This is a genomic window from Paenibacillus sp. SORGH_AS_0306, assembly GCF_030819345.1.
GTDB classification, from domain to species: Bacteria; Bacillota; Bacilli; order Paenibacillales; family Paenibacillaceae; genus Saccharibacillus; species Saccharibacillus kyungheensis.
Map to the genome: position 1 here is coordinate 628,345 of NZ_JAUTBP010000001.1, position 19,813 is coordinate 648,157.

The 19,813-nt window shown below is 38.8% G+C and carries 19 protein-coding genes and 2 tRNA genes; 14 read left to right on the forward strand and 7 right to left on the reverse strand.

The annotated features are described in order from the left end of the window. Positions 1-171 precede the first annotated feature (171 nt). Positions 172-1,125 carry an ArsR/SmtB family transcription factor gene (locus tag QE450_RS02570; RefSeq protein WP_274170645.1) on the forward strand — a complete coding sequence of 318 codons (954 nt, stop codon included), beginning with the start codon at positions 172-174 and terminating at the stop codon, positions 1,123-1,125. Between the two features lie 94 nt (positions 1,126-1,219). Here QE450_RS02570 and QE450_RS02575 read toward each other — a convergent pair whose 3' ends face one another. The 4 genes from QE450_RS02575 to arfA all read right to left on the reverse strand — a co-directional run bounded on the left by QE450_RS02575 (position 1,220) and on the right by arfA (position 6,026). Further along, on the reverse strand, positions 1,220-2,062 hold the full coding sequence (locus QE450_RS02575) for a carbohydrate ABC transporter permease (RefSeq protein ID WP_069326116.1): 843 nt from the start codon (positions 2,060-2,062) through the stop codon (positions 1,220-1,222). A 28-nt stretch (positions 2,063-2,090) separates the two neighbouring features. Beyond that, on the reverse strand, positions 2,091-2,981 hold the full coding sequence (locus QE450_RS02580) for a carbohydrate ABC transporter permease (RefSeq protein WP_204825221.1): 891 nt from the start codon (positions 2,979-2,981) through the stop codon (positions 2,091-2,093). A 117-nt stretch (positions 2,982-3,098) separates the two neighbouring features. Next, a complete protein-coding gene (locus tag QE450_RS02585; RefSeq protein WP_273615295.1) occupies positions 3,099-4,442 on the reverse strand; it encodes an ABC transporter substrate-binding protein in 1,344 nt (447 codons plus the stop codon). 96 nt (positions 4,443-4,538) lie between these two features. After that, the gene (gene arfA / locus QE450_RS02590) at positions 4,539-6,026 is read right to left on the reverse strand and encodes an arabinosylfuranosidase ArfA (RefSeq protein ID WP_273616253.1); all 1,488 of its coding nucleotides are present in this window, start codon (positions 6,024-6,026) and stop codon (positions 4,539-4,541) included. 249 nt (positions 6,027-6,275) lie between these two features. Between arfA and QE450_RS02595 the strand changes: the two genes are divergently transcribed. The 10 genes from QE450_RS02595 (at position 6,276) to QE450_RS02640 (ending at position 16,457) form a co-directional block, all read left to right on the forward strand. Next, positions 6,276-6,857: a TetR/AcrR family transcriptional regulator gene (locus QE450_RS02595; RefSeq protein WP_307296649.1), complete on the forward strand. Its 582-nt coding sequence runs from the start codon at positions 6,276-6,278 to the stop codon at positions 6,855-6,857. 69 nt (positions 6,858-6,926) lie between these two features. Continuing rightward, entirely contained in the window at positions 6,927-8,000 is a 1,074-nt protein-coding gene (locus QE450_RS02600; protein ID WP_307296651.1) for an SDR family oxidoreductase, read from the forward strand. A gap of 323 nt (positions 8,001-8,323) precedes the next feature. Continuing rightward, positions 8,324-8,815 (forward strand): ferric iron uptake transcriptional regulator, encoded by a 492-nt coding sequence (gene fur, locus QE450_RS02605; protein WP_373461906.1) that lies wholly within the window; start codon positions 8,324-8,326, stop codon positions 8,813-8,815. A gap of 182 nt (positions 8,816-8,997) precedes the next feature. Beyond that, the gene (locus QE450_RS02610) at positions 8,998-10,254 is read left to right on the forward strand and encodes an SPFH domain-containing protein (RefSeq protein WP_307296653.1); all 1,257 of its coding nucleotides are present in this window, start codon (positions 8,998-9,000) and stop codon (positions 10,252-10,254) included. Position 10,255: 1 nt separating this feature from the next. Next, complete coding sequence (locus tag QE450_RS02615) at positions 10,256-11,011, forward strand: hypothetical protein (protein ID WP_307296655.1); 756 nt, start codon at positions 10,256-10,258, stop codon at positions 11,009-11,011. 67 nt (positions 11,012-11,078) lie between these two features. Continuing rightward, on the forward strand, positions 11,079-11,744 hold the full coding sequence (locus QE450_RS02620; RefSeq protein ID WP_307296657.1) for a hypothetical protein: 666 nt from the start codon (positions 11,079-11,081) through the stop codon (positions 11,742-11,744). Between the two features lie 248 nt (positions 11,745-11,992). Continuing rightward, complete coding sequence (gene alr, locus QE450_RS02625) at positions 11,993-13,180, forward strand: alanine racemase (protein WP_373461907.1); 1,188 nt, start codon at positions 11,993-11,995, stop codon at positions 13,178-13,180. A 222-nt stretch (positions 13,181-13,402) separates the two neighbouring features. Continuing rightward, positions 13,403-13,684, forward strand: a complete 282-nt coding sequence (locus QE450_RS02630) for a CopG family ribbon-helix-helix protein (protein WP_069326107.1) — start codon at positions 13,403-13,405, stop codon at positions 13,682-13,684. 3 nt (positions 13,685-13,687) lie between these two features. After that, a complete protein-coding gene (locus tag QE450_RS02635; protein WP_069326106.1) occupies positions 13,688-14,038 on the forward strand; it encodes a type II toxin-antitoxin system PemK/MazF family toxin in 351 nt (116 codons plus the stop codon). A 193-nt stretch (positions 14,039-14,231) separates the two neighbouring features. Beyond that, positions 14,232-16,457: a Tex family protein gene (locus QE450_RS02640; RefSeq protein WP_274170640.1), complete on the forward strand. Its 2,226-nt coding sequence runs from the start codon at positions 14,232-14,234 to the stop codon at positions 16,455-16,457. A 245-nt stretch (positions 16,458-16,702) separates the two neighbouring features. Here the strand turns inward: QE450_RS02640 and QE450_RS02645 are convergent, their stop codons facing one another. After that, on the reverse strand, positions 16,703-17,068 hold the full coding sequence (locus QE450_RS02645; RefSeq protein WP_307296666.1) for a hydrolase/acyltransferase: 366 nt from the start codon (positions 17,066-17,068) through the stop codon (positions 16,703-16,705). Between the two features lie 131 nt (positions 17,069-17,199). Here QE450_RS02645 and QE450_RS02650 point away from each other — a divergent pair, with 131 nt between their 5' ends. From QE450_RS02650 to QE450_RS02660, 3 genes are all read left to right on the forward strand, one after another. Next, positions 17,200-17,685, forward strand: a complete 486-nt coding sequence (locus tag QE450_RS02650) for a SprT family protein (protein WP_273593461.1) — start codon at positions 17,200-17,202, stop codon at positions 17,683-17,685. Positions 17,686-17,724: 39 nt separating this feature from the next. Next, positions 17,725-17,800 (forward strand) — tRNA-Asn (locus QE450_RS02655). A 3-nt stretch (positions 17,801-17,803) separates the two neighbouring features. Further along, positions 17,804-17,895: transfer RNA gene (locus QE450_RS02660), tRNA-Ser, on the forward strand. 190 nt (positions 17,896-18,085) lie between these two features. Here QE450_RS02660 and QE450_RS02665 read toward each other — a convergent pair. Together QE450_RS02665 and QE450_RS02670 are read right to left on the reverse strand one after the other, a co-directional pair. Beyond that, on the reverse strand, positions 18,086-18,961 hold the full coding sequence (locus tag QE450_RS02665) for a Cof-type HAD-IIB family hydrolase (protein ID WP_307296671.1): 876 nt from the start codon (positions 18,959-18,961) through the stop codon (positions 18,086-18,088). Further along, positions 18,958-19,743 (reverse strand): DeoR/GlpR family DNA-binding transcription regulator, encoded by a 786-nt coding sequence (locus QE450_RS02670; protein ID WP_307296674.1) that lies wholly within the window; start codon positions 19,741-19,743, stop codon positions 18,958-18,960. The genes QE450_RS02665 and QE450_RS02670 overlap by 4 nt, the downstream gene beginning before the upstream one ends. Positions 19,744-19,813: the final 70 nt, after the last annotated feature.

The following is a 19,813-nucleotide window of genomic DNA, read 5'->3' on the forward strand; positions in this document are numbered from 1 at the left end:
ATATATACCTCCTTGATATCGCTTACATGACGATAATAACACGTTTTTTGATAATATATAATATAATTTTGCGACATAAATAGAATAACGTTTGTATTTTTATTAACATAACGATATAGTGGAAAGGTATTCGTTTACGTTACACACATTTGGTATTGGAGGAGCCTGAATATGAATCTGGATATTTCGGATAAATCATTGCCTGTGTATGAAGCACTCGCAAGCAGTGTAAGGCACAAAATCATTCAATTACTTGCTATACGACCTATGAATATTCGTGAACTAGCGGAAGCAGTAAGTTTAACCAGTGCCATTGTATCTATGCATGTAAAAAAGCTAGAAAAAGCAGGAATTATTTCAACCAGTATGCAACCTGGTAAAGGTGGCGTACAAAAAATATGTTCACTTCAAGTAGAGGAAGCGCAGATTAACTTTCCGAACAAAGTCGAGCATTTACGCCAATACCATGAAAGTGAAATTTCAATAGGACATTATACAGACCTCAAAGTAGAACCGACTTGTGGTTTAGCGTCAGCCGAGAAGTTTATCGGGCAAGTAGATGATACCCGTTATTTTTTTGATGCAGAACGTTTTCAAGCCAAAATTTTGTGGTTTAGTGAAGGATTTATAGAGTATAAGATTCCTAACTTTTTGTTGTCTACCGAAAATCCTTTAGAATTATTAGTTTCACTTGAGATTTCTTCAGAAGCTCCTTTGACAGATAACCGTTTTCCTTCAGACATTACATTTTATTTAAATGAAGTGAAATTAGGAACATGGACAAGTCCAGGCGATTACGGAGATAAGCGTGGTAAGTACAATCCACAATGGTGGCCAGATATTGTAAATCAATATGGACTACTCAAGCATCTGACTGTATCCAGAGATGGTACATATATGGATGGACAAAAGTTGTCTGATGTGAATTTGGATCAGGTCAATGTACGTGATCGTCAATGGACATTACGTATTGCTGTAGATCCTTCGTCTGAGCATGTCGGTGGGTTAACACTGTTCGGTAGAGGATTTGGTAACTATAATCAAGATATTGTGTTCCGATTATATTATGACAAATTAATTCATTCTGCGAATGCCAGTGCACGCGAAGCAGAACCACAATCGTAATCAAACCCTACAAAAAAACGGCTACAGAGCATAGGCTCTAGCCGTTTTTTTTGTTGTTAACATTGAGTTAGAACAGATGGAGAGGGGGTAATGATTATCCTTTTACCCCTGAGATCGCCACAGATTCGATAATCTGACGTTGGAAGATCAAGAAAATAATTAAGATTGGTAACAACGATACAACAGATGCCGCCATAATTAATGGATAATCACTTTGGATCGCATAGTTGGCGTTAAAGTTAGCAATAACGATCTGTAACGTCTGAATTTCAGGAGAATTCAGATAGAGAATAGGAGGCAAGTAATCATTCCAGATTCCCATAAACCATAAGATTAACTGAGCGGCTATTGCTGGCTTGATCAACGGGAAAATAATACGGGCATAAATGCCGAAGTATGAGGTTCCATCGATTTTGGCAGCTTCAATAATCGCATTAGGAATACTGTACAGATACTGTCTTAAAAAGAAGATCATAATAATATTACCGAACAATCCCGGTACAATCAGTGGTAATAATGTATCTACCCATCCCCATTCAGAGAACATAATAAATTGAGAGATCATGACTGCTGGATACGGAATCATCATTGAAGAAAGCAATAGTAAAAAGATTTGATTTTTGTAAGGAAAGCGTAGTTTGGCAAAAGCAAAAGCTGCCAGACTGGATGTAATTGTTCCGATAATCGTTACGGTTAAAGCAACAATCAGACTGTTGATAATACCGCTTAATAATGGACCTGCTGTCCAGATTTCTTGATATTTATTAAAATGAAACACAGCCGGAATCCAGTTAGGTGGAAGTGCAAATACATCTTGTCTGTCTTTAAAAGAAGTAGATACCATCCAAAGTAGCGGAGCGATCATAACAATAGCTCCTATGCAGAGTAAAACAAAAATGAACGCATTGCTTATCTTTTGTTGCTTCGTATGAACCATTCTGTACTCACTCCTTTACAGCTAATAATCAATCGACATCAAAGCTTGAACGCTCATTCATTTTGAACTGAATTAATGTAACGATAAAGATAAATAGTCCTAAAATAACAGCCATTGCGGAAGCATAACCCATTTGTAAGTTATCAAAAGCTTTTTGCCAGATATAGAATACGATTGTAGCTGAAGAGTACTCCGGTCCACCTGTAGGTGTCATAATATTGATCTCGGTAAAGATCTGTGATCCCCCGATAATATTCGTAACGACAAGGAAGAACGTAACTGGCTTCACCATCGGCCATGTAATGTGACGGAACATTTTGAATCCACTTGCACCATCCAATTCAGCCGCTTCATAGTAACTACGAGACACACTTTGAAGAGCAGCCAGATATAGAAGCATTGAATATCCAAGACCTTTCCAGATCGTCATAATAATCAACGCTGGTTTGACAGTAGTGGTATTTGCTAACCAGTTAGGGCCTTTGATACCAAATAGATCAAGGAACTGATTCACAAGTCCATAGTCCCCGTTATATGCCCACTGCCAAAGGATCGAGATTGCAGCGAGTGAAGAGATAACCGGTACATAATAGATCACACGAAATGTAGTGGTACCTGGGATTTTACGATTAAGTCCAAGTGCTAGTAGTAAAGAAATAACCAATCCAATCGGAATACCGATCATTAAGAATAAGGTGTTAAACATTGATTTGTAGAAGAAATCATCTGTCAAAATATCTTTAAAGTTATCCAACCCGATAAAGTTCATCTGTCCAAGACCATTCCAATCGGTAAATGATCCATATACCGAATATAGTGCAGGATAAAGTGTGAACAGTAAGAAACCGACAACGGGTGGCAAAATAAACAAATAACCAAAATATTTTTCTTTACGATACAGATTAGATTTGGTTTTCATAATTCACCCCTAATTCATCTGGAATGAAAATGATGTTAGTCCCATCTGGATCTAGGGAAAGCTAACATCATTTTCACCATATTCAAAATGGCTCTGATTTATTACAGCAGGTACAGCTTACTTTTTAGATTTTTGATCTTGTTCTACAGCACGGTCAAGTAGTTTTTGCATTTTAGGTTGTTCTTGTTTGACATAATCAGCAGCAGACATTTTACCATCGATTACAGGTTGAATATCTGTGAAGAAAAGGTCATACCATTCTGCATTGTACGTATATTGACCTGGTAATGGTCTGCCATACTCAGTTACGATTTTGAGGAATTCTTCTTTGTTGGCTGGTTTGGTTGATGTATCAGCAGCCCATGTTTTCGCCATATCTTGCAAGTTAGGAATCTGTACGCCAGATTTAACTAACGCTTCTTGACCTTCTTTTGAAGCAGACAAGTAGGTTACTAATTTAGCAGCAAGTTCAGGATTGGCTGTTTTGCTAGATACACCAATACCTAGACTTCCGATCCATGTTGCTGTTTTGCCAGTAGAACCAGCAGGGTAAGGAATCAGATCATAATCGAATTTCAATTCACGATCATACGTGCTTAGATCCCAAGGTCCAACAGGGAAGAATGCAAGTTCGCCTCTCATCCAACGTTGGTACGTATCCAGTGTTTGTGCTTGCTCAATAGCAGGCGTGATTTTGTATTTGTTCTGCATATCTGCAAAGAATTGAAGAGCTTCGATAAATTTAGGTTCATCGATTGTCACTTTCGTATGTGTACTATCAATCCAATCAGCGCCATTACTCCATACGAACGCTTGTAGCGCCCATTGTACGTTAAGTCCAGTACCGAATTGATCTAATTTGCCATCACCATCGGTATCTTTGGTTAGCTCTTGATTGACTTTGATAAATTCATCCCATGTATAAGGTTTGTTTTTGTCCGGCAGAGGGATGCCTGCTTTTTCAAACATGGTTTTGTTATAGCCGAGGGAGAAAGGACCCAAATCTTTTGGTAGTCCGTATAGTGCGCCTTTGCCCACTTCTTTACCATCATAGCGATAGAAATTCACGCCATCAGCCCACATGTTTTTCAGGTCAACTTCTTTGTTGTTTTCGATATACTTGCTAATGTCTAATAGGATATTGCTATTTACATATGCTTTAAGGTCAGCAGGATTGTAGAAAAATACATCAGGAATACTGTTTCCTGTAATCGCTGCTTGTAATTTAGTAGCATATTGATCACCGGTCGTCTGAATGACTTTGACCGTAACTCCAGGATTATCTTTTTTAAATTCTTCGACTACCGCATTATATGCTTTTTGCTCATCCGGTCCACCACGGAACATAAATGTTAATTGATTTGGATCTGAATTCTTTTTAGAACCTCCACAGCCTGCAAGCACCAAAGACAACATCAACACACTCGCCAAGACAATCAGCCAACTTTTTTGACGCAACATAGTTTAAACCTCCCCTTTAATTTCAAAAAAGTAATTCATAGACCACTGTACAGATTCAAATCATGACCTTGTTGATTTTAGGCAATAAGGCGAAGCTTAGGCTTTACGTAGACGAATTACATTCCACGAAGCTTTAGCAAGGCGAGCGGTTAACATGCCATCATCTAGTTGAGATTGACCACCGCGATGTGGCGCAACTTTTTCTTCATCTGCTGTATTTACAGCTTTGAGATCATCGTTTTCAAGAACAATATGTTCTTCAATCTGGTAACCTTCGAATGAACGTACATCACAATTCAAATCTAACGATTCGCTTAAATGACGGTTCAGTGCAAAGATCGTTAAGTATTCGTTTTCTTCGTCATACACAACAGCGCTATCTAAGTAAGGAACATCTGTATAATCACTAGCATCATACTTAGGAGAATCAACAACAGGCTTGAGGGATACACCACGTCCAAATGTAGAAGTGTGCATATATGGATAGAAAATCGTCTGCTTCCATACACGTCCGCCATCTTCAGTCATAATCGGAGCGATAACATTGACCAATTGAGCCAGACAAGCCATTTTGACACGATCGGCGTGACGTAAGAAGGTAAGTAGCATACTTCCAACTAACAAAGCATCTTCAAAATTATAGACATCTTCCAATTGTGGTGGAGCAATACTCCAAGGGTCCATTTTGCTATCTGCCTCATTAGAGTGATACCATACGTTCCATTCGTCAAAGCTCAAGTTCATTGTTTTTTTACTGCGTTTTTTCGCTTTAATATAATCACATGTAGAGATAACGGTATGAATAAAATGATCCATATCCATCGAACGAGCAAGGTAATCTGCTGTATTGTTGGTAGGATTACCGTAATACTGATGAAGTGAAATATAATCAACTGCTTCATACGTGTGATCGAGTGTAGTAGCTTCCCATTCAGGGAATGTAGGCATGCCTGTATTGGAACTTCCGCAAGCAACCAGCTCAATACTAGAATCAACTTGACGCATCGCTTTAGCGGTTTCTAATGCTAATCGACCGTATTCATCGGCTGTTTTGTGACCGATTTGCCACGGGCCATCCATTTCATTACCAAGACACCATGTTTTGATATTGTAAGGATCACTAGCTCCATGTTGTTTACGTAGGTCGCTGTAATAAGAGTTGCCCGGGTGATTGCAATACTCGATAAGATTACGAGCAGCATCGATACCGCGTGTTCCCAGATTGACAGCCATCATCACTTCCGAACCTGCTTCTTTAGCCCATTTCATAAATTCATTTGTACCGACTTCGTTAGGCTCAACTGTTTTCCAAGCTAGTTCTAAGCGTTTCGGTCTAGAAGCAACAGGGCCAACACCATCTTCCCAGTTGTAACCGGATACAAAATTACCGCCAGGATAGCGAATAATAGGCACTTGTAGCTCTTGTATCAATTGTTTGACATCATTTCGGAAACCGCTTTCATCTGCGGACGCGTGAGAAGGATCATATATACCACCATATACGGCACGACCTAAGTGCTCGATAAAGGAACCATAAATGCGTTTATCAATTTCGGCGATACGGAAAGCTTTATCCACGACCATCTTAGCTTTGAGGTTAGACTGTGACAATAATATTCATCCTTTCTATCATCGATCATCATTAATGATAACGCTTCATTTGGATACTTCTTGCATAATTTAACAAAGCAAATGTAGCATATATTTTTTATACAGTCAATAATAATATTAATAATTAACATAAACATTAACTAAAATAAAAATGTAAATGATAGGCCTACACAAAGCAATAACAGTTGACTATATTAATTTTAGTACCGTATAGTACTAATTATGACAAAAAAAAATAAAACCTCAAATCGTGATCTGATTATGCAGTTAGCCACAGAATTGTTTTTACAAAAAGGATATTTAGCGACAGGAATGGATGAGATTGTAGCAGTAAGCAAAGTTTCTAAGACTAATATTTATTACCATTTTGCAAGTAAAGAAGAACTGTTAGCAGCTATTATTCATCAACTGATTGCACAATATACAGAAAAGATTACACATATCGCTGCTCAGCATGATCAATCTGTATGGGAACGTCTGCAACGATTTACTGAACTTCTAATCATGGAAGAAGTCGATTGTTTGGGAGGGTGTCCATTTTTGACGTTATACACTCAGACACCGATTGAAGCAGAACATATTCGAAATACGATCAAGCATTTTTTTGAACAGCAAGTGATAGTCGTAGAACAATTGATCATTGAAGGGATACAGCGTAAAGAATTTAATGATTCGTTGCAACCACCCGCTGTTGCTTCATTAATCGTATCTACTATAGAAGGAGGGCTTTTTTTAGGTCATGTTCATCAAAATCCACAAATGATTCGATCATCACTTTTTGCTTTGGCAGCGATGCTGAAGTAATTTTTTTGAAGATATTAGTACAGATCGGTACTAAAATAAAAATGTGAATAAACATCAAAAGGAGACAATATGGATACTTTATTTTTGACAGGTGCTACAGGGTTTATTGGAAAGGCTATTTTGAAAAAATGTTTAGCAACCGATTATCGCATCATTGTACTGGTTCGTTCTTTACAACGATGGAAAGAGTGGAGAAGATTACATAAGTGGAGTGATACCTTACAAATTATTGCGATAGAAGGAGATCTAGGATTGCCACATTTGGGATTGTCTCATGAAGATTGGAGCCTAGCGATGCAAGCTGATACGATTATTCATGCAGGCGGACCGATGGATATTTTACTTCATTCCAATCAAGCCCAGTCTGCTTTTATGCAAGGTGCTATTCATATTGCAGAGTTGGCAAGCCAGATTCATCAAGCACAACTTTTAAAGCAATTTATTCATATTGTAGGTTACAAAAGCCCGGTTACCGAAGAATATGTACAGTTTCCAGAACGATTGGATCAGTTATTACAACATGAAGCCCCTTATGAACAGATGAAATTCAAAGCCGATGCTTATATTCGTAAGCAATCATTACAACATCAATTTCCATTGTCGATTATTCATCCAGGAGTGGTGATTGGAGATTCAATGACAGGAGACACTCCGCAATTAGGAGGATTAGGAATCGTAGTCGATGCTGTACGTAAAGGAAAGATGCGTATTGTACCGGGTGGAAAGCATCATTGGTTGCCTTTAGTTCATGTCGATTATATCGCTGACTTTCTGATCTGCTTATTATCGGAACAGCAACATTCACAGTTACCTCATATGCAAGCATACTATCTATTAAATCGCCCTGCACATACATATGACATGAAGCAATTGGTGAAGCTAATCAGTTCAGAATTGAATGCTCCTCAACCGATATGGTCTGTTCCGCCTTACTTAGCCAAATATATACTGGGTACATCGCTTGGGCAAAAGTTAGGTGTGCCAGCAGCTTCTATTGATTTTATTGTTAATCAAGACTATCCATTAGAATCTGTACGCCAGATCGAAGCTAAATATGGTATTCAATCTACAATTACCATCAATGGATTGCAAAAAGTGATACATGATCTACATGCTCGTCTTCAACTTCAGTCTCATATATAAATGACAACGATAGAAATAGAATAGCTTGTAATAACAACGTCAACAAAAGGGTGAAAATCGATTTTAGATTTTATCTTTTTTTATTGACGTTTTTTTGCGTAAGAAATTTACTTTTTTATCCAATATGCTTTACAAGACGTCTACATTTTAGTTATTATAGAATTATAATTATTCTAAGTATAAATACTATATATTGTTATCGTATTATAATAATTGCATAACAAGTTGTGCTAGAACATATAGATTTATCGTGAAAACCAGATTATGCTCATCTTAGAATCTGTAGATATCTTGCAAATTTAACCGGAAGGTGTGAACACATAATGATACTGACAGAACAATTGAACCGGATTAAAGAGCGCTTAAAATCAAAAGGCTACAAACTAACACCTCAACGTGAAACGACAATTCGGGTATTACTCCAACATGAAAAAGATCATTTAAGTGCGGAAGAAGTATTTTTATTAGTCAAAGAGCAATTTCCTGAGATTGGTATGGCGACGGTGTATCGTGTACTTGATCTGTTGACTGAACTTCATGTAGTTCAGAAAGTAAATTTCGGCGATGGAGCAGCTCGATTCGATCTTCGTCAAGCAAATAGCCCTCATTTGCATCATCATCTGATCTGTACAGAATGTGGAAATGTAGAAGAAATTATGGATGATTGGTTACTACCGCTTGAAAAGCGTATTGAACGTGAATATGGATTTACTGTTACTGATCATCGTCTTGATTTTCAGGGTATCTGCACAGAGTGTCGGGTCAAAGAACGTGACAAAAATAAAGCAAACAACAAATGCAAAGCAGTTTCTTAATTCCAGAAAGAGCCATGAATGGCTCTTTTTTTGTGTTTATCTTTATTTTCACAAATACGCAACCGAAATAAAGGATAGCGCGAAATAACAGATTGTCCTTCATTTGCCAAAATTGAGACTTATCTCATAGGTCGTACGTATGTAATAATACGAATATAAAGATAGAGAAAAGGGGAAGAAAGATGGCATTAGTAGAAGTAATAAAATACGACGGAACACCAGATGTATATGCTTGGAAACATCCTAATGAAGAGTTAGGCACATGGACACAACTGATCGTTAACGAATCTCAAGAAGCTATATTGTACAAAGGCGGTAAAGCATTTGATACCTTTGGGCCAGGCAGACATACACTGAGCACACTCAATATTCCACTACTTAACAATATTGTTAATATTCCGTTTGGTGGACATTCTCCATTTGCAGCAGAAATATGGTATGTGAATCGAATTAGCAATTTAGATATGAAATGGGGCACAACGGCACCGATTCAACTACAAGACCCTAAGTATAAAATTATTATTCCAGTACGTGCTTTTGGACAGATGGGTATTCGTATTGAAGATTCACGTAAATTTCTAGTGAAATTGGTCGGGACATTATCTCAATTTGATCAGGCAGATATTTCACGTTATTTCCGCGGACTATTGTTAATGAATATCAATGAGAGTATTTCTTCTTATCTGGTTCACAAGCAGATCAGTATCCTGGAAATTAATGCTTACATAAGCGAAATTTCTAATCATGTGAAAGAAAAAATGATGCCGGTTTTCGCAGACTTTGGGATTGAGATTGTTAATCTGTATATGGATTCGGTCAATACACCGGATGACGATCCATCCGTCAAAAGATTGCAAGAAGCTTTAGCACGCAAAGCTGAAATGGATATTGTCGGATATACCTATCAACAAGAACGTAGCTTTGATACATTAGAAGGTGCCGCCAAAAATGAAGGTAGTACTCAAGCAGGAGTGATGGGTGCTGGACTAGGCATGGGGATGGGCTTTGGTCTGGGTGGTGCTTTTGGACAAGGAATGGCAGGTCTTGGGCGGGTGATGGATATCACCGGTGGATCAGGTCATGTGCAATTTAACAGTTCTACATCATCCAATTCGGCAGCTACACAAACTTGTGATAAATGCAGTCAACCGTTAACACCAGGTTCCAAATTTTGTGCTCATTGTGGAGATAAATATCACTCTTGTGAACACTGTGGAGCAGATAATCCAGAAAACGCTACAGCGTGTAAAAGCTGTGGACAAGCATTTGCGAAGCCTTGTCGTAGTTGCGGGACAGCACTCAAAGCAGGCGTCAAATTCTGTCCGGAATGTGGAGCTTCAGCAGTGATGACATGTAGTAGTTGTGGACATGCTGTTCAGCCAGGTCAAAAGTTCTGTCCGGAATGTGGTCAACGGGTCACACCAGAAGGAGAACAATAATATGACTGATAACCGCTTAGGACTCAAAATCATCACATTACTATACGGTGTTATTTTGACGATTACAGTGATTGGCTTTTTTTTGTTAGCTTCTTTTCATATATTAGATATTCGCTTCTGGGTGTCATTGGCTACGATTGTGTTGGCAGAAACATGTGTATGGTCTTTAGCAGGCTGGGGTGCATTACGAGCAGAACAATTTAAAAAGACAGTTCCTGCTTTTATGGGATTGGCTGTTGTAGCTGTTTTGTATCAAGCTTTAACGATTCTGTATGCTGTAGTGCTCTGGTTAGTGATTGCTGTACCGGCTAGCTTGTATATCTGGATTCAATTGATTACGTTTGGTGCTGTTTTTGTAATTGGTGGGTTATTGATCTGGTTTATGCAGACAGAACGTGGCATTGATAAAGAAGAACGATTGCAAATGCTCGGTATTCAAGAAATTCGTTCTATACTTAGCGAATCGAATCTGCAATTAAAAGGTTGGCAAGAACCCTATCGCAGCGAACTCAAACAATTACTCACTAATCTTGAAGAAAATGTACGCTTTAGTGATCCTGTGACTCATCCTGATATTTGGCAAGAAGAAGAGCAGTTAATGCATGAAGTCAGACATTTAAAAGAACAAATGATGCAAAGCCAAATGCAAGACGAGCACAAAGCGACCCAGCAAGTACAGAATGTAAAAGCATTATTTGATTCGGTTCAAACTGTACTGCAACAACGTAATCGTAAGCTTATTACTGTAAAGTCTTGATACACATAAATAGTAAGAGAGTAATTTGAAGAATAAGAAAAGAGAAACATATAAAGGGGTTTATTATATGGCACTAGGTATCATTATGATTATAATTGGTATTCCTTTTTTATTAGTATGGGGAATAATGTCTATTGGGATTTTTATTCCAGATCCTTCAGGCGCTTCTATTCCTATGGGTAGTCTTTGGGGAAGTTGGATTATAGTATCCTTATTTACATTTTTACCAGGTTTTTTACTTGTTTATTTTGGTGTCAAACAAATCAAACGGCATAATCGAAAAATTCAAGCACAAAAAGATTGGTATGCTCGCCAAAATGAAATTCATAATGAGCGTCAACAGCAGCACCAAAATCATTCATCAGGTTCTATTCATACAATTGATCGCGAAGATATGCAACATATTCCACATCGTCAGCCGAATCCTAATCATCATAGTAATACGACAACATCATATTCATCTACCACAACGACAACGAGTAATATGAATGGCAACAGTACGACAACAACCGATTACAAAATTTTTAATCCATTAGATCCTAAAACAGCACCTTATACATCATGGCAACAACAGCAACGTAATCAGCAAATGAATCCTTCACCCACTCCACCACCTACTCCTAATCTTCAACCTAAAAAGGTAGATTGTTCCGGTTGTGGAGCGATTTATACGATTGCACCGCATGAAACGAAGGATTGTGAATACTGTGGAAACACAGTTGTGTATGAATAGAAAAGTAAATGTTCTAATTTTAAATGTAAATTTGCAAAATCCTCAAAATCCCGCTTCTATCGACCATGAAGCGGGTAAATACTACGATATAAGACGAAACCGCAAGGCATCATTGCACTACGGAACATCGTCTTTTTTAATATTTGCCTTGTTAATGTATCCAAGTGTAATTGACAGTTATCTTACTTCCGCATTAACATATATTTATTGCCCTTTATAGGCAAAAACGGATTAGAAGGTGACTGCAAGTGCAACAGTATCGAGCAACAAGAGCAGACATTAACTTGGATGCATTACGTGCCAACTACGAAGCTTTTCGTGGAGCATTATCTCCACAAACTCAATTGTTATGCTGTGTCAAAGGTAATGCATACGGACATGGAGCAGTTGAAATTTCACGAGAATTGGAACGATTAGGTACGGATTATTTGAGTGTGGCATTTTTGGATGAAGCGATTGAGCTGCGTCAGCAAGGTATACGTATGCCTATTCTTGTTCTGGGCTATACCGGACCGGCAGGTATATCTGCTGCTTATGAATATGATATTACTCTTAATGTATTCACGGAGGATGTACTTGAAGCGATAGCTGAACTTGTGCTTGATTCTTCCGAACGCAAGCTTAAAGCTCATATCAAGATCGACAGTGGAATGGGTAGAATTGGTCTTTTAACAAATGTGGCAGTTGATTTTATTACAAGAGCTTTCCAGGTGCCACAACTTGAGATCGAAGGAATGTTTACCCATTTTGCCAAAGCTGATGAGTTAGACAAAAGTTATACATTGGAACAATATGAACGTTTTCAACAGGTGAACATGCAATTACGTGAACTGGGTTACTCTATCCCTATCATACATACGGGGAACAGTGCTACCGCTATTGATACTCCTGAACTATCACCTCAGATGGTTCGGATAGGTATTGCATTGTATGGGCTGTATCCTTCAGCTGAAGTGAACGAACAGGCGATAGAATTAACTCCAGTATTGACGCTCAAAACAGAAGTAACATATGTCAAACAACTTCCTGATCATTCCAAAGTAAGTTATGGCGGTAAGTATGTTACCGAAAGTGATGAATATATTGCAACACTTCCTATTGGCTATGCTGATGGTTATTCTCGAATGTTAACGGGAGTAGCGGAAGTATTGATTCGTGGTCGTCGTGTCCCTGTAGTAGGAACGATTTGTATGGACCAATGCATGGTATCACTTAAATCTTTTGCTGAAGAAGCAGAAGAAATCCAAATCGGCGAAGAGGTTGTCTTAATTGGCAGACAGCAAGATGCTGTGATTACTGCTGATGAGCTTGCATCTAAGCTAGGTACGATTCACTACGAAGTCGTTTGTATGATTGCCGCTAGAGTTCCGCGTGCTTATTACCGGAATAATGCCATTGTCACCCTTTGGAATCCCCTTACACATTTTACAAATTAACTTTGTAAATTCAGAAGGAAACCAACTATTTACGGCGAATCTTACATAAGTATCAAGAAAGGTCTGTACGCACACCTATGATCTGGTTTATAATGATGGCAGCAAACTTGCCTCATATGTCGTATGTGTCGCAAAGACCAGGAAGTTAGATTCGTGCACGAAAGATGCCAATACAGCCGCTATAGGGGTAGAGCTGGAAAAGGTTTTGGGGGTGCTTGACAGTTGGACAACATGCAAAATGCGCAGAGCATTATGATCCGTTTGCCGGATCAACTTCTGCAAGAAGTGGATGGTATCGCAGCTTTAGAAGATTCCGATCGCAGTGAACTAATCAGAAAAGCCACAAAAATTTATCTCACTGAACGCAAAAAGCGGTATATCCGTGAAGCGATGCAGCGTGGATATATGGAAATGGCCAAAATTAATCTGAGAATTGCTTGCGAAGCTTTTCATGCGGAGGAAGAGGCGGACATCACTCTGGACCGTTTAGTTAGCGGGGTGTAGACATTGATCGTAAAACGTGGCGATGTATTTTTTGCAGATTTATCGCCCGTCGTCGGCTCCGAACAGGGCGGCGTGAGGCCGGTTCTGGTTATCCAGAATGATATCGGCAACCGTTTCAGTCCAACGGTTATTGTAGCGGCAATTACGGCACAGATTCAAAAAGCCAAATTGCCAACACATGTGGAGATTGACGCGAAATCTCATGGGTTTGATAGAGATTCCGTCATTTTGCTGGAACAGATTCGAACTATTGATAAACAGCGTCTGACTGACAAAATCACACATCTGGATGAAGAAACAATGCGTCGTGTACATGATGCGCTCCAGATCAGTTTGGGCTTAGTTGAATTTTAAGCCTGACCACAATTCCGACCCGGTGAATTACACCGGGTTTTTTTGTATGGATATAGAGAACAAGATAGTGTCTCTGGAGCATCTCTAAGAGAGAAGTTATGCAATCAGGTGGAAATCAAAAGCGTTGTCTGAGATAATAAAGGTATTATGCGAGGAATCTCCATTGTAGGGAGAAGAGAAAGAGGGATAGGATTTGTCTGAACAAAAAGTAATTACAGAAGCAGAAGCCAAAGTCACCGAACAGCAGGTTCGTGAACAAATTATTAAACAAATCGCAAGCGAATTACAGATTTCATTAAAACAGATTCGCACAACGATCGATTTACTTGCAGAAGGTAATACTATTCCGTTTATTGCCCGTTATCGTAAAGAAATGACAGGCGAATTGGATGAAAATGAATTACGAGATATCGAAGAACGCCATCAATATTTGCGTAATCTGCAAGAACGTAAAGATGAAGTGCTACGTATCATCAGTGAACAAGATAAATTAACAGAAGAATTAGCAACAGCGATACAAAATGCAGCTAAATTGCAGGTTGTAGAAGATTTGTACCGTCCATATCGCCAGAAACGTAAAACACGTGCCAGTGTAGCCAAAGAAAAAGGATTAGAACCCCTTGCTAACTGGATTATGGAACAACATGCAAGCCCTGCGCCATTAGTTGAAGCAGAGCGCTATATTGATGCGGATAAAGGCGTAGAAGACAGTAATCAAGCACTACAAGGTGCTATGGATATTATTGCTGAGACGATATCCGATGATGCGAATCTACGTGCATGGATTAGAAGATATACGTTAGATCAAGGGATGTTGGTCACAGAAGCCAAAGCACCAACAGAAGAGTCTGTATACGAAATGTATTACAACTATCGTGAATTAGCCAAAAAAATGCCACCTCACCGCATTTTAGCGATCAACCGCGGAGAGCGTGAGAATATTTTGAAAGTACAGCTTGAAGTACAACCAGAGTCGATCCATCGTTATATGGAAAAACAACTGGTTAAAGGTTCTTCGGCAGTGCGTGATCTTTTGCTTACCGTGATTGAAGATGCATACAAACGTCTAATTGCACCATCGATTGAACGGGAAGTGCGCGCAGAACTAACAGAAAAAGGCGATCAACAAGCAATTTCTATTTTTGCAGGCAATCTTCGGAATCTATTGCTACAAGCACCGATCAAAGAAAAACGTGTGCTTGGTGTCGATCCGGCTTATCGTACAGGCTGTAAATTAGCGGCTGTAGATGGTACAGGTAAACTGCTTGAAGTAGAAGTGACCTACCCAACTCCACCGCATAACAAAAAGCGTGAAGCGGCTGAAATCTTCCGTCGTATGATCAAGCAGTATGATATTGAATTGATCGTTATCGGTAACGGAACCGCTTCGCGCGAATCCGAACAGTTCGTAGCAGAACTCATTCAAGAAATTACAGATCAAGAATTGTCTTATTTGATCGTTAGTGAAGCAGGAGCAAGTGTATACTCCGCTTCCAAGCTTGCTCAAGAAGAATTCCCAGATCTCGATGTAGCACAGCGTAGTGCTGCTTCGATCGCTCGTCGTGTTCAAGATCCTCTAGCAGAATTGGTCAAAATCGATCCAAAAGCGATTGGTGTAGGGCAATACCAGCATGATGTGTCTCAGAAACATCTGGAGAGCAGTCTAAAAGCCGTTGTAGAGTCCGCAGTTAACCATGTTGGAGTAGATGTGAATACAGCTTCTCCATCGCTGTTATCGTATGTAGCAGGCGTTAATGCGACGATTGCCAAAAACATTGTAAAATACCGCGAAGAAAACGGTAAATTTACAAGTCGTAAACAATTGCAAAAAGTACCTCGTCTTGGTGCGAAGTCCTTGCAACAATGTGTAGGATTTTTACGAATCAATGGTGGAGAAAATCCGCTCGATTATACATCGATTCATCCAGAGTCTTATGCAGCGACAACCAAATTGCTTAAATCACTGAAGATTACACCGGAACAATTAGGTACACCTGAAGCAGTAACAGCGTTATCGAATGTAGATGTAGAACAAGCTTCAGAAACATTGGATATCGGAGTTCCGACATTACGCGATATTTTGGATAGCTTACAACGTCCAGGACGTGATCCTCGTGATGAATTGCCTTTGCCTATTTTCCGTACAGATGTTTTGAAAATAGAAGATTTATCACCAGGTATGGAATTGCAAGGTACCGTTCGTAACGTTATTGATTTTGGTGCGTTTGTCGATATCGGTATCAAAAATGATGGATTGGTGCATATCTCACAATTGAGCAACAGCTTTGTAAAACATCCGATGGATGTCGTGTCTGTTGGAGATAATGTAACAGTGTGGGTATTGAATATAGACCACAAAAAAGGTCGTGTCGGCTTAACGATGCGCAAATCCTCTGCGGATGAAGCTGCTCAAGCGTAAAGCAATTAGAATAGCTTTTTCTAAGGCATTCTTGTTATGTATACGAGATTATATGGTACAAATCGTAAAAGATAAATAACTCCAAAGGTAATCTAAAAAGCGTACACTCTTCGAATAGTCGTTCGAGAGATGTACGCTTTTTGTTGTAGCCAGATATAAGGTGGGCATGAATGTGTATGTGCTGGATATCGGATGTTTGAGAAATAGAGTTTTACGATAGAAAAATAATTAATTGAAAAGAAGTATTATACTTGAGTCTCTTCGTATTCTTCATACCATTGTTCTAATTGCGCTTGCAAAGCTCTAATTTCGGTCAATAAGGAGATTAAAGGATAATGATTTTCTTTGAGCACTGCAAAAGAACGTTCTAATGCATTGATATAATCCAGTCCGCCTGTAATCGAAGCATGCTCATCTAACAGTTCTAAATCATTACATTCTGCAATAGCACGAGGCAGAGCAGGAATGTCTGCGGCTGTTAATTTACTGATTTCTTTATGTAATCTAAGGTTAAGGGCGCTTAATTGGTAAGCATAATCAGCAGGCATTTCTATATAAAAAAGCTGTGAATCTTGTTGCAATAGCACATAACGCATGTTTGTAGCAGTCATCATTAGATTCTCCTTTAGATATCGAATAGGTTATATAATTTATACTTGAAGTGTAGCTTACAATAAAGTTAAAATTCAAGAGAAGAGATTAAAATACAGGAAAACAGATACAAAGGAGAGCCATATTGTCCATGACTAACGAAGAATTACAAACGTGGGTGGAACAACTGTCGCTGGAGCATTTCGAATGGCCTTTTCGTCATCGTGCTGTATTCAATGCTAGATTACGTACGACAGGTGGACGTTACTTTTTGCGGAGTCATCATATAGAGATCAATCCGCATCAACTAGAAGCATTTGGTATAGAAGAAGTAGAACGGATTATCAAACACGAATTGTGTCATTATCATTTACATATTCATGGAATGGGTTATCGGCACCGTGATGCGGAATTCAAATACTGGCTCAAACGTGTAGGAGGAAGCCGATATTGTCAGGCTCCACCTGCGATAGAACAACAAAAACGCAAAGAATTGTACCGTTACAAACTATTATGTACTGCATGCCAGACTCAATATTTACGCAAACGAAAAATGAATCCAGACAAATATCGTTGTGGCAAATGCAGTGGTAAATTAACTTTGGAACAGCTTGACTTGCCTCAGGAATCATGGTAAATTATTTCTTGTACTACCTATATTATTCTTTGTAGATATTCCCTGATAGCTCAGTTGGTAGAGCACTCGACTGTTAATCGAGTTGTCACAGGTTCGAGTCCTGTTCGGGGAGCCATATGGAGAGATACCCAAGTGGCTATAAGGGGACCCTCTGCTAAGGGGTTAGACTGCGTTAGCGGTGCGAGGGTTCGAATCCCTCTCTCTCCGCCATATAAGAATGAGTAGAATAAGTAAGATCATAGGTACATACAACAAAAGGATCAGCAATTGCTGGTCCTTTTTTATATTTGTATAGTCAACGTGTAGAAGTAAAATATAAAAAAAGATTCTGACTGATATCAGAATCTTTTTTTATATAAAGCAATAAATAAGGGCAAGATAAAATTGAAAAGGTAGCCTGTTAAGCAGAAGGGATCGTCATACCCATTGCTTTATAAATCGCATGAGCTACGCCATCTTCTTCATTATTTTTGGTAACTTCATCAGCATAGGATTGGACTTCTAGATCGGCGTTGCCCATCGCTACACCTTTGCCTGCGATTTGGAGCATAGATACATCATTGTAGTTATCACCGATAGCCATTGTATCTTCAATCGCAATATTGAAATGTTCAGCAAGACGTTGCAAAGCAAATCCTTTAGAAGCTTGTTTATGTTCCATTTCAAAATTATGACTACCTGAGATCACCATCGTCATATCATCACGATTAGAGAATTTGTCTCGTCCTATTTGTAACTTCTCTGAATCTAAAGACAATGCCATAACGTTATACAGATCCGCTTGATCTGGAATTTCAGTAAAGGAAGAGATTCGTAAAAATCCTGCATTTTCATGGTGGAACTGCATCGCTTCTAGCATCTTGAGCAAGCTTGGATCAGGATCGGTACTCAGCAAGCGATCTACTTCCATCGCTAATAATTGATGACTATTGTTTACTGTATAAATGCCGCGATCGCTATGCACCTGATAATAGTATTCGTTGCTTTCTAACCATTGCAATACTTCATTAGCTGCTTGACGATCCAATGGCAAAGCAAATAGTTGTTTTTTTTGTTCATCATGAATCACAGAACCATTTGAAGAAATAACAGGAGTTTGAAGACCGGATGCTTGCAGGATTTCACGTACGTTACCATGTTCGCGCCCTGTAGCAATAGTAACTACAATCCCTTCTTGTTGCGCAGTACGAATCGCTTGAATATTTGTTTCACTTACATGAGTATGGGCGCTTAATAACGTTCCATCCAAATCGATAGCAATTAATTTAACAGTCATAGACTTATCTCCTTTAAAATAGGTTGATTGGCAATATGCACTTCAATTTCATATTTTTTTAATAACTCCGCCATTTCTGGTGTAGGAGCACGATCTGTAATAATCAGATCAATTTCAGACAAATCTGCAAATTTATAAAACAGTTCTCTGCCGAATTTGGATTGATCTGCTAAAACAATAACGATATCTGCTTGTTGCATCATTTTATGCTTAATCATGCCTTCTTCATCAGACACCGAAGTAAGCCCTTTAGCCGAAATGCCACCAATACCAATAAAAGCACGCTGAACAAAATAATGCGAAAGTCGTTCAATCGCTGCTGAACCATACACATAACGATGCTGAGTATGTAGTTGTCCGCCTAAGAGATGAATCGTAATATCTTCCTTTTCAGATAAAATATCTGCTTGATTGATAGAATTAGTAATAATCGTACAACCCGTAGCATCTAGAAATTCAGCACAAGCTTGTACAGTTGTCGAAGAATCAAGAATAACCCAATCACGATCACTAATCAGTGAAGCAGCGACTTTGCCGATACTTTTCTTTTCAGAAGAAACCGTATTTAGTCGATCTTGGTAACTGGGGATAATCATTTCAGAAGAAGGAAGCAGTGCACCACCACGTGTACGAATAATCGAATTTTGCTCTTCCATACGTACAAGATCACGCCGGGCGGTATCTCTGGATACATCGAACAATCGGCAAATATCTTCAATATTAATCCGTTGATGATTCTTCAGATAATCCAAAATATGAAGCATTCGTTCCTCTTGATACATAAGAATACCCCTTTTGATTAAGTATATATAAGTAATTATAAGTAATAGTAAGTCATTTAACAAGTGCATT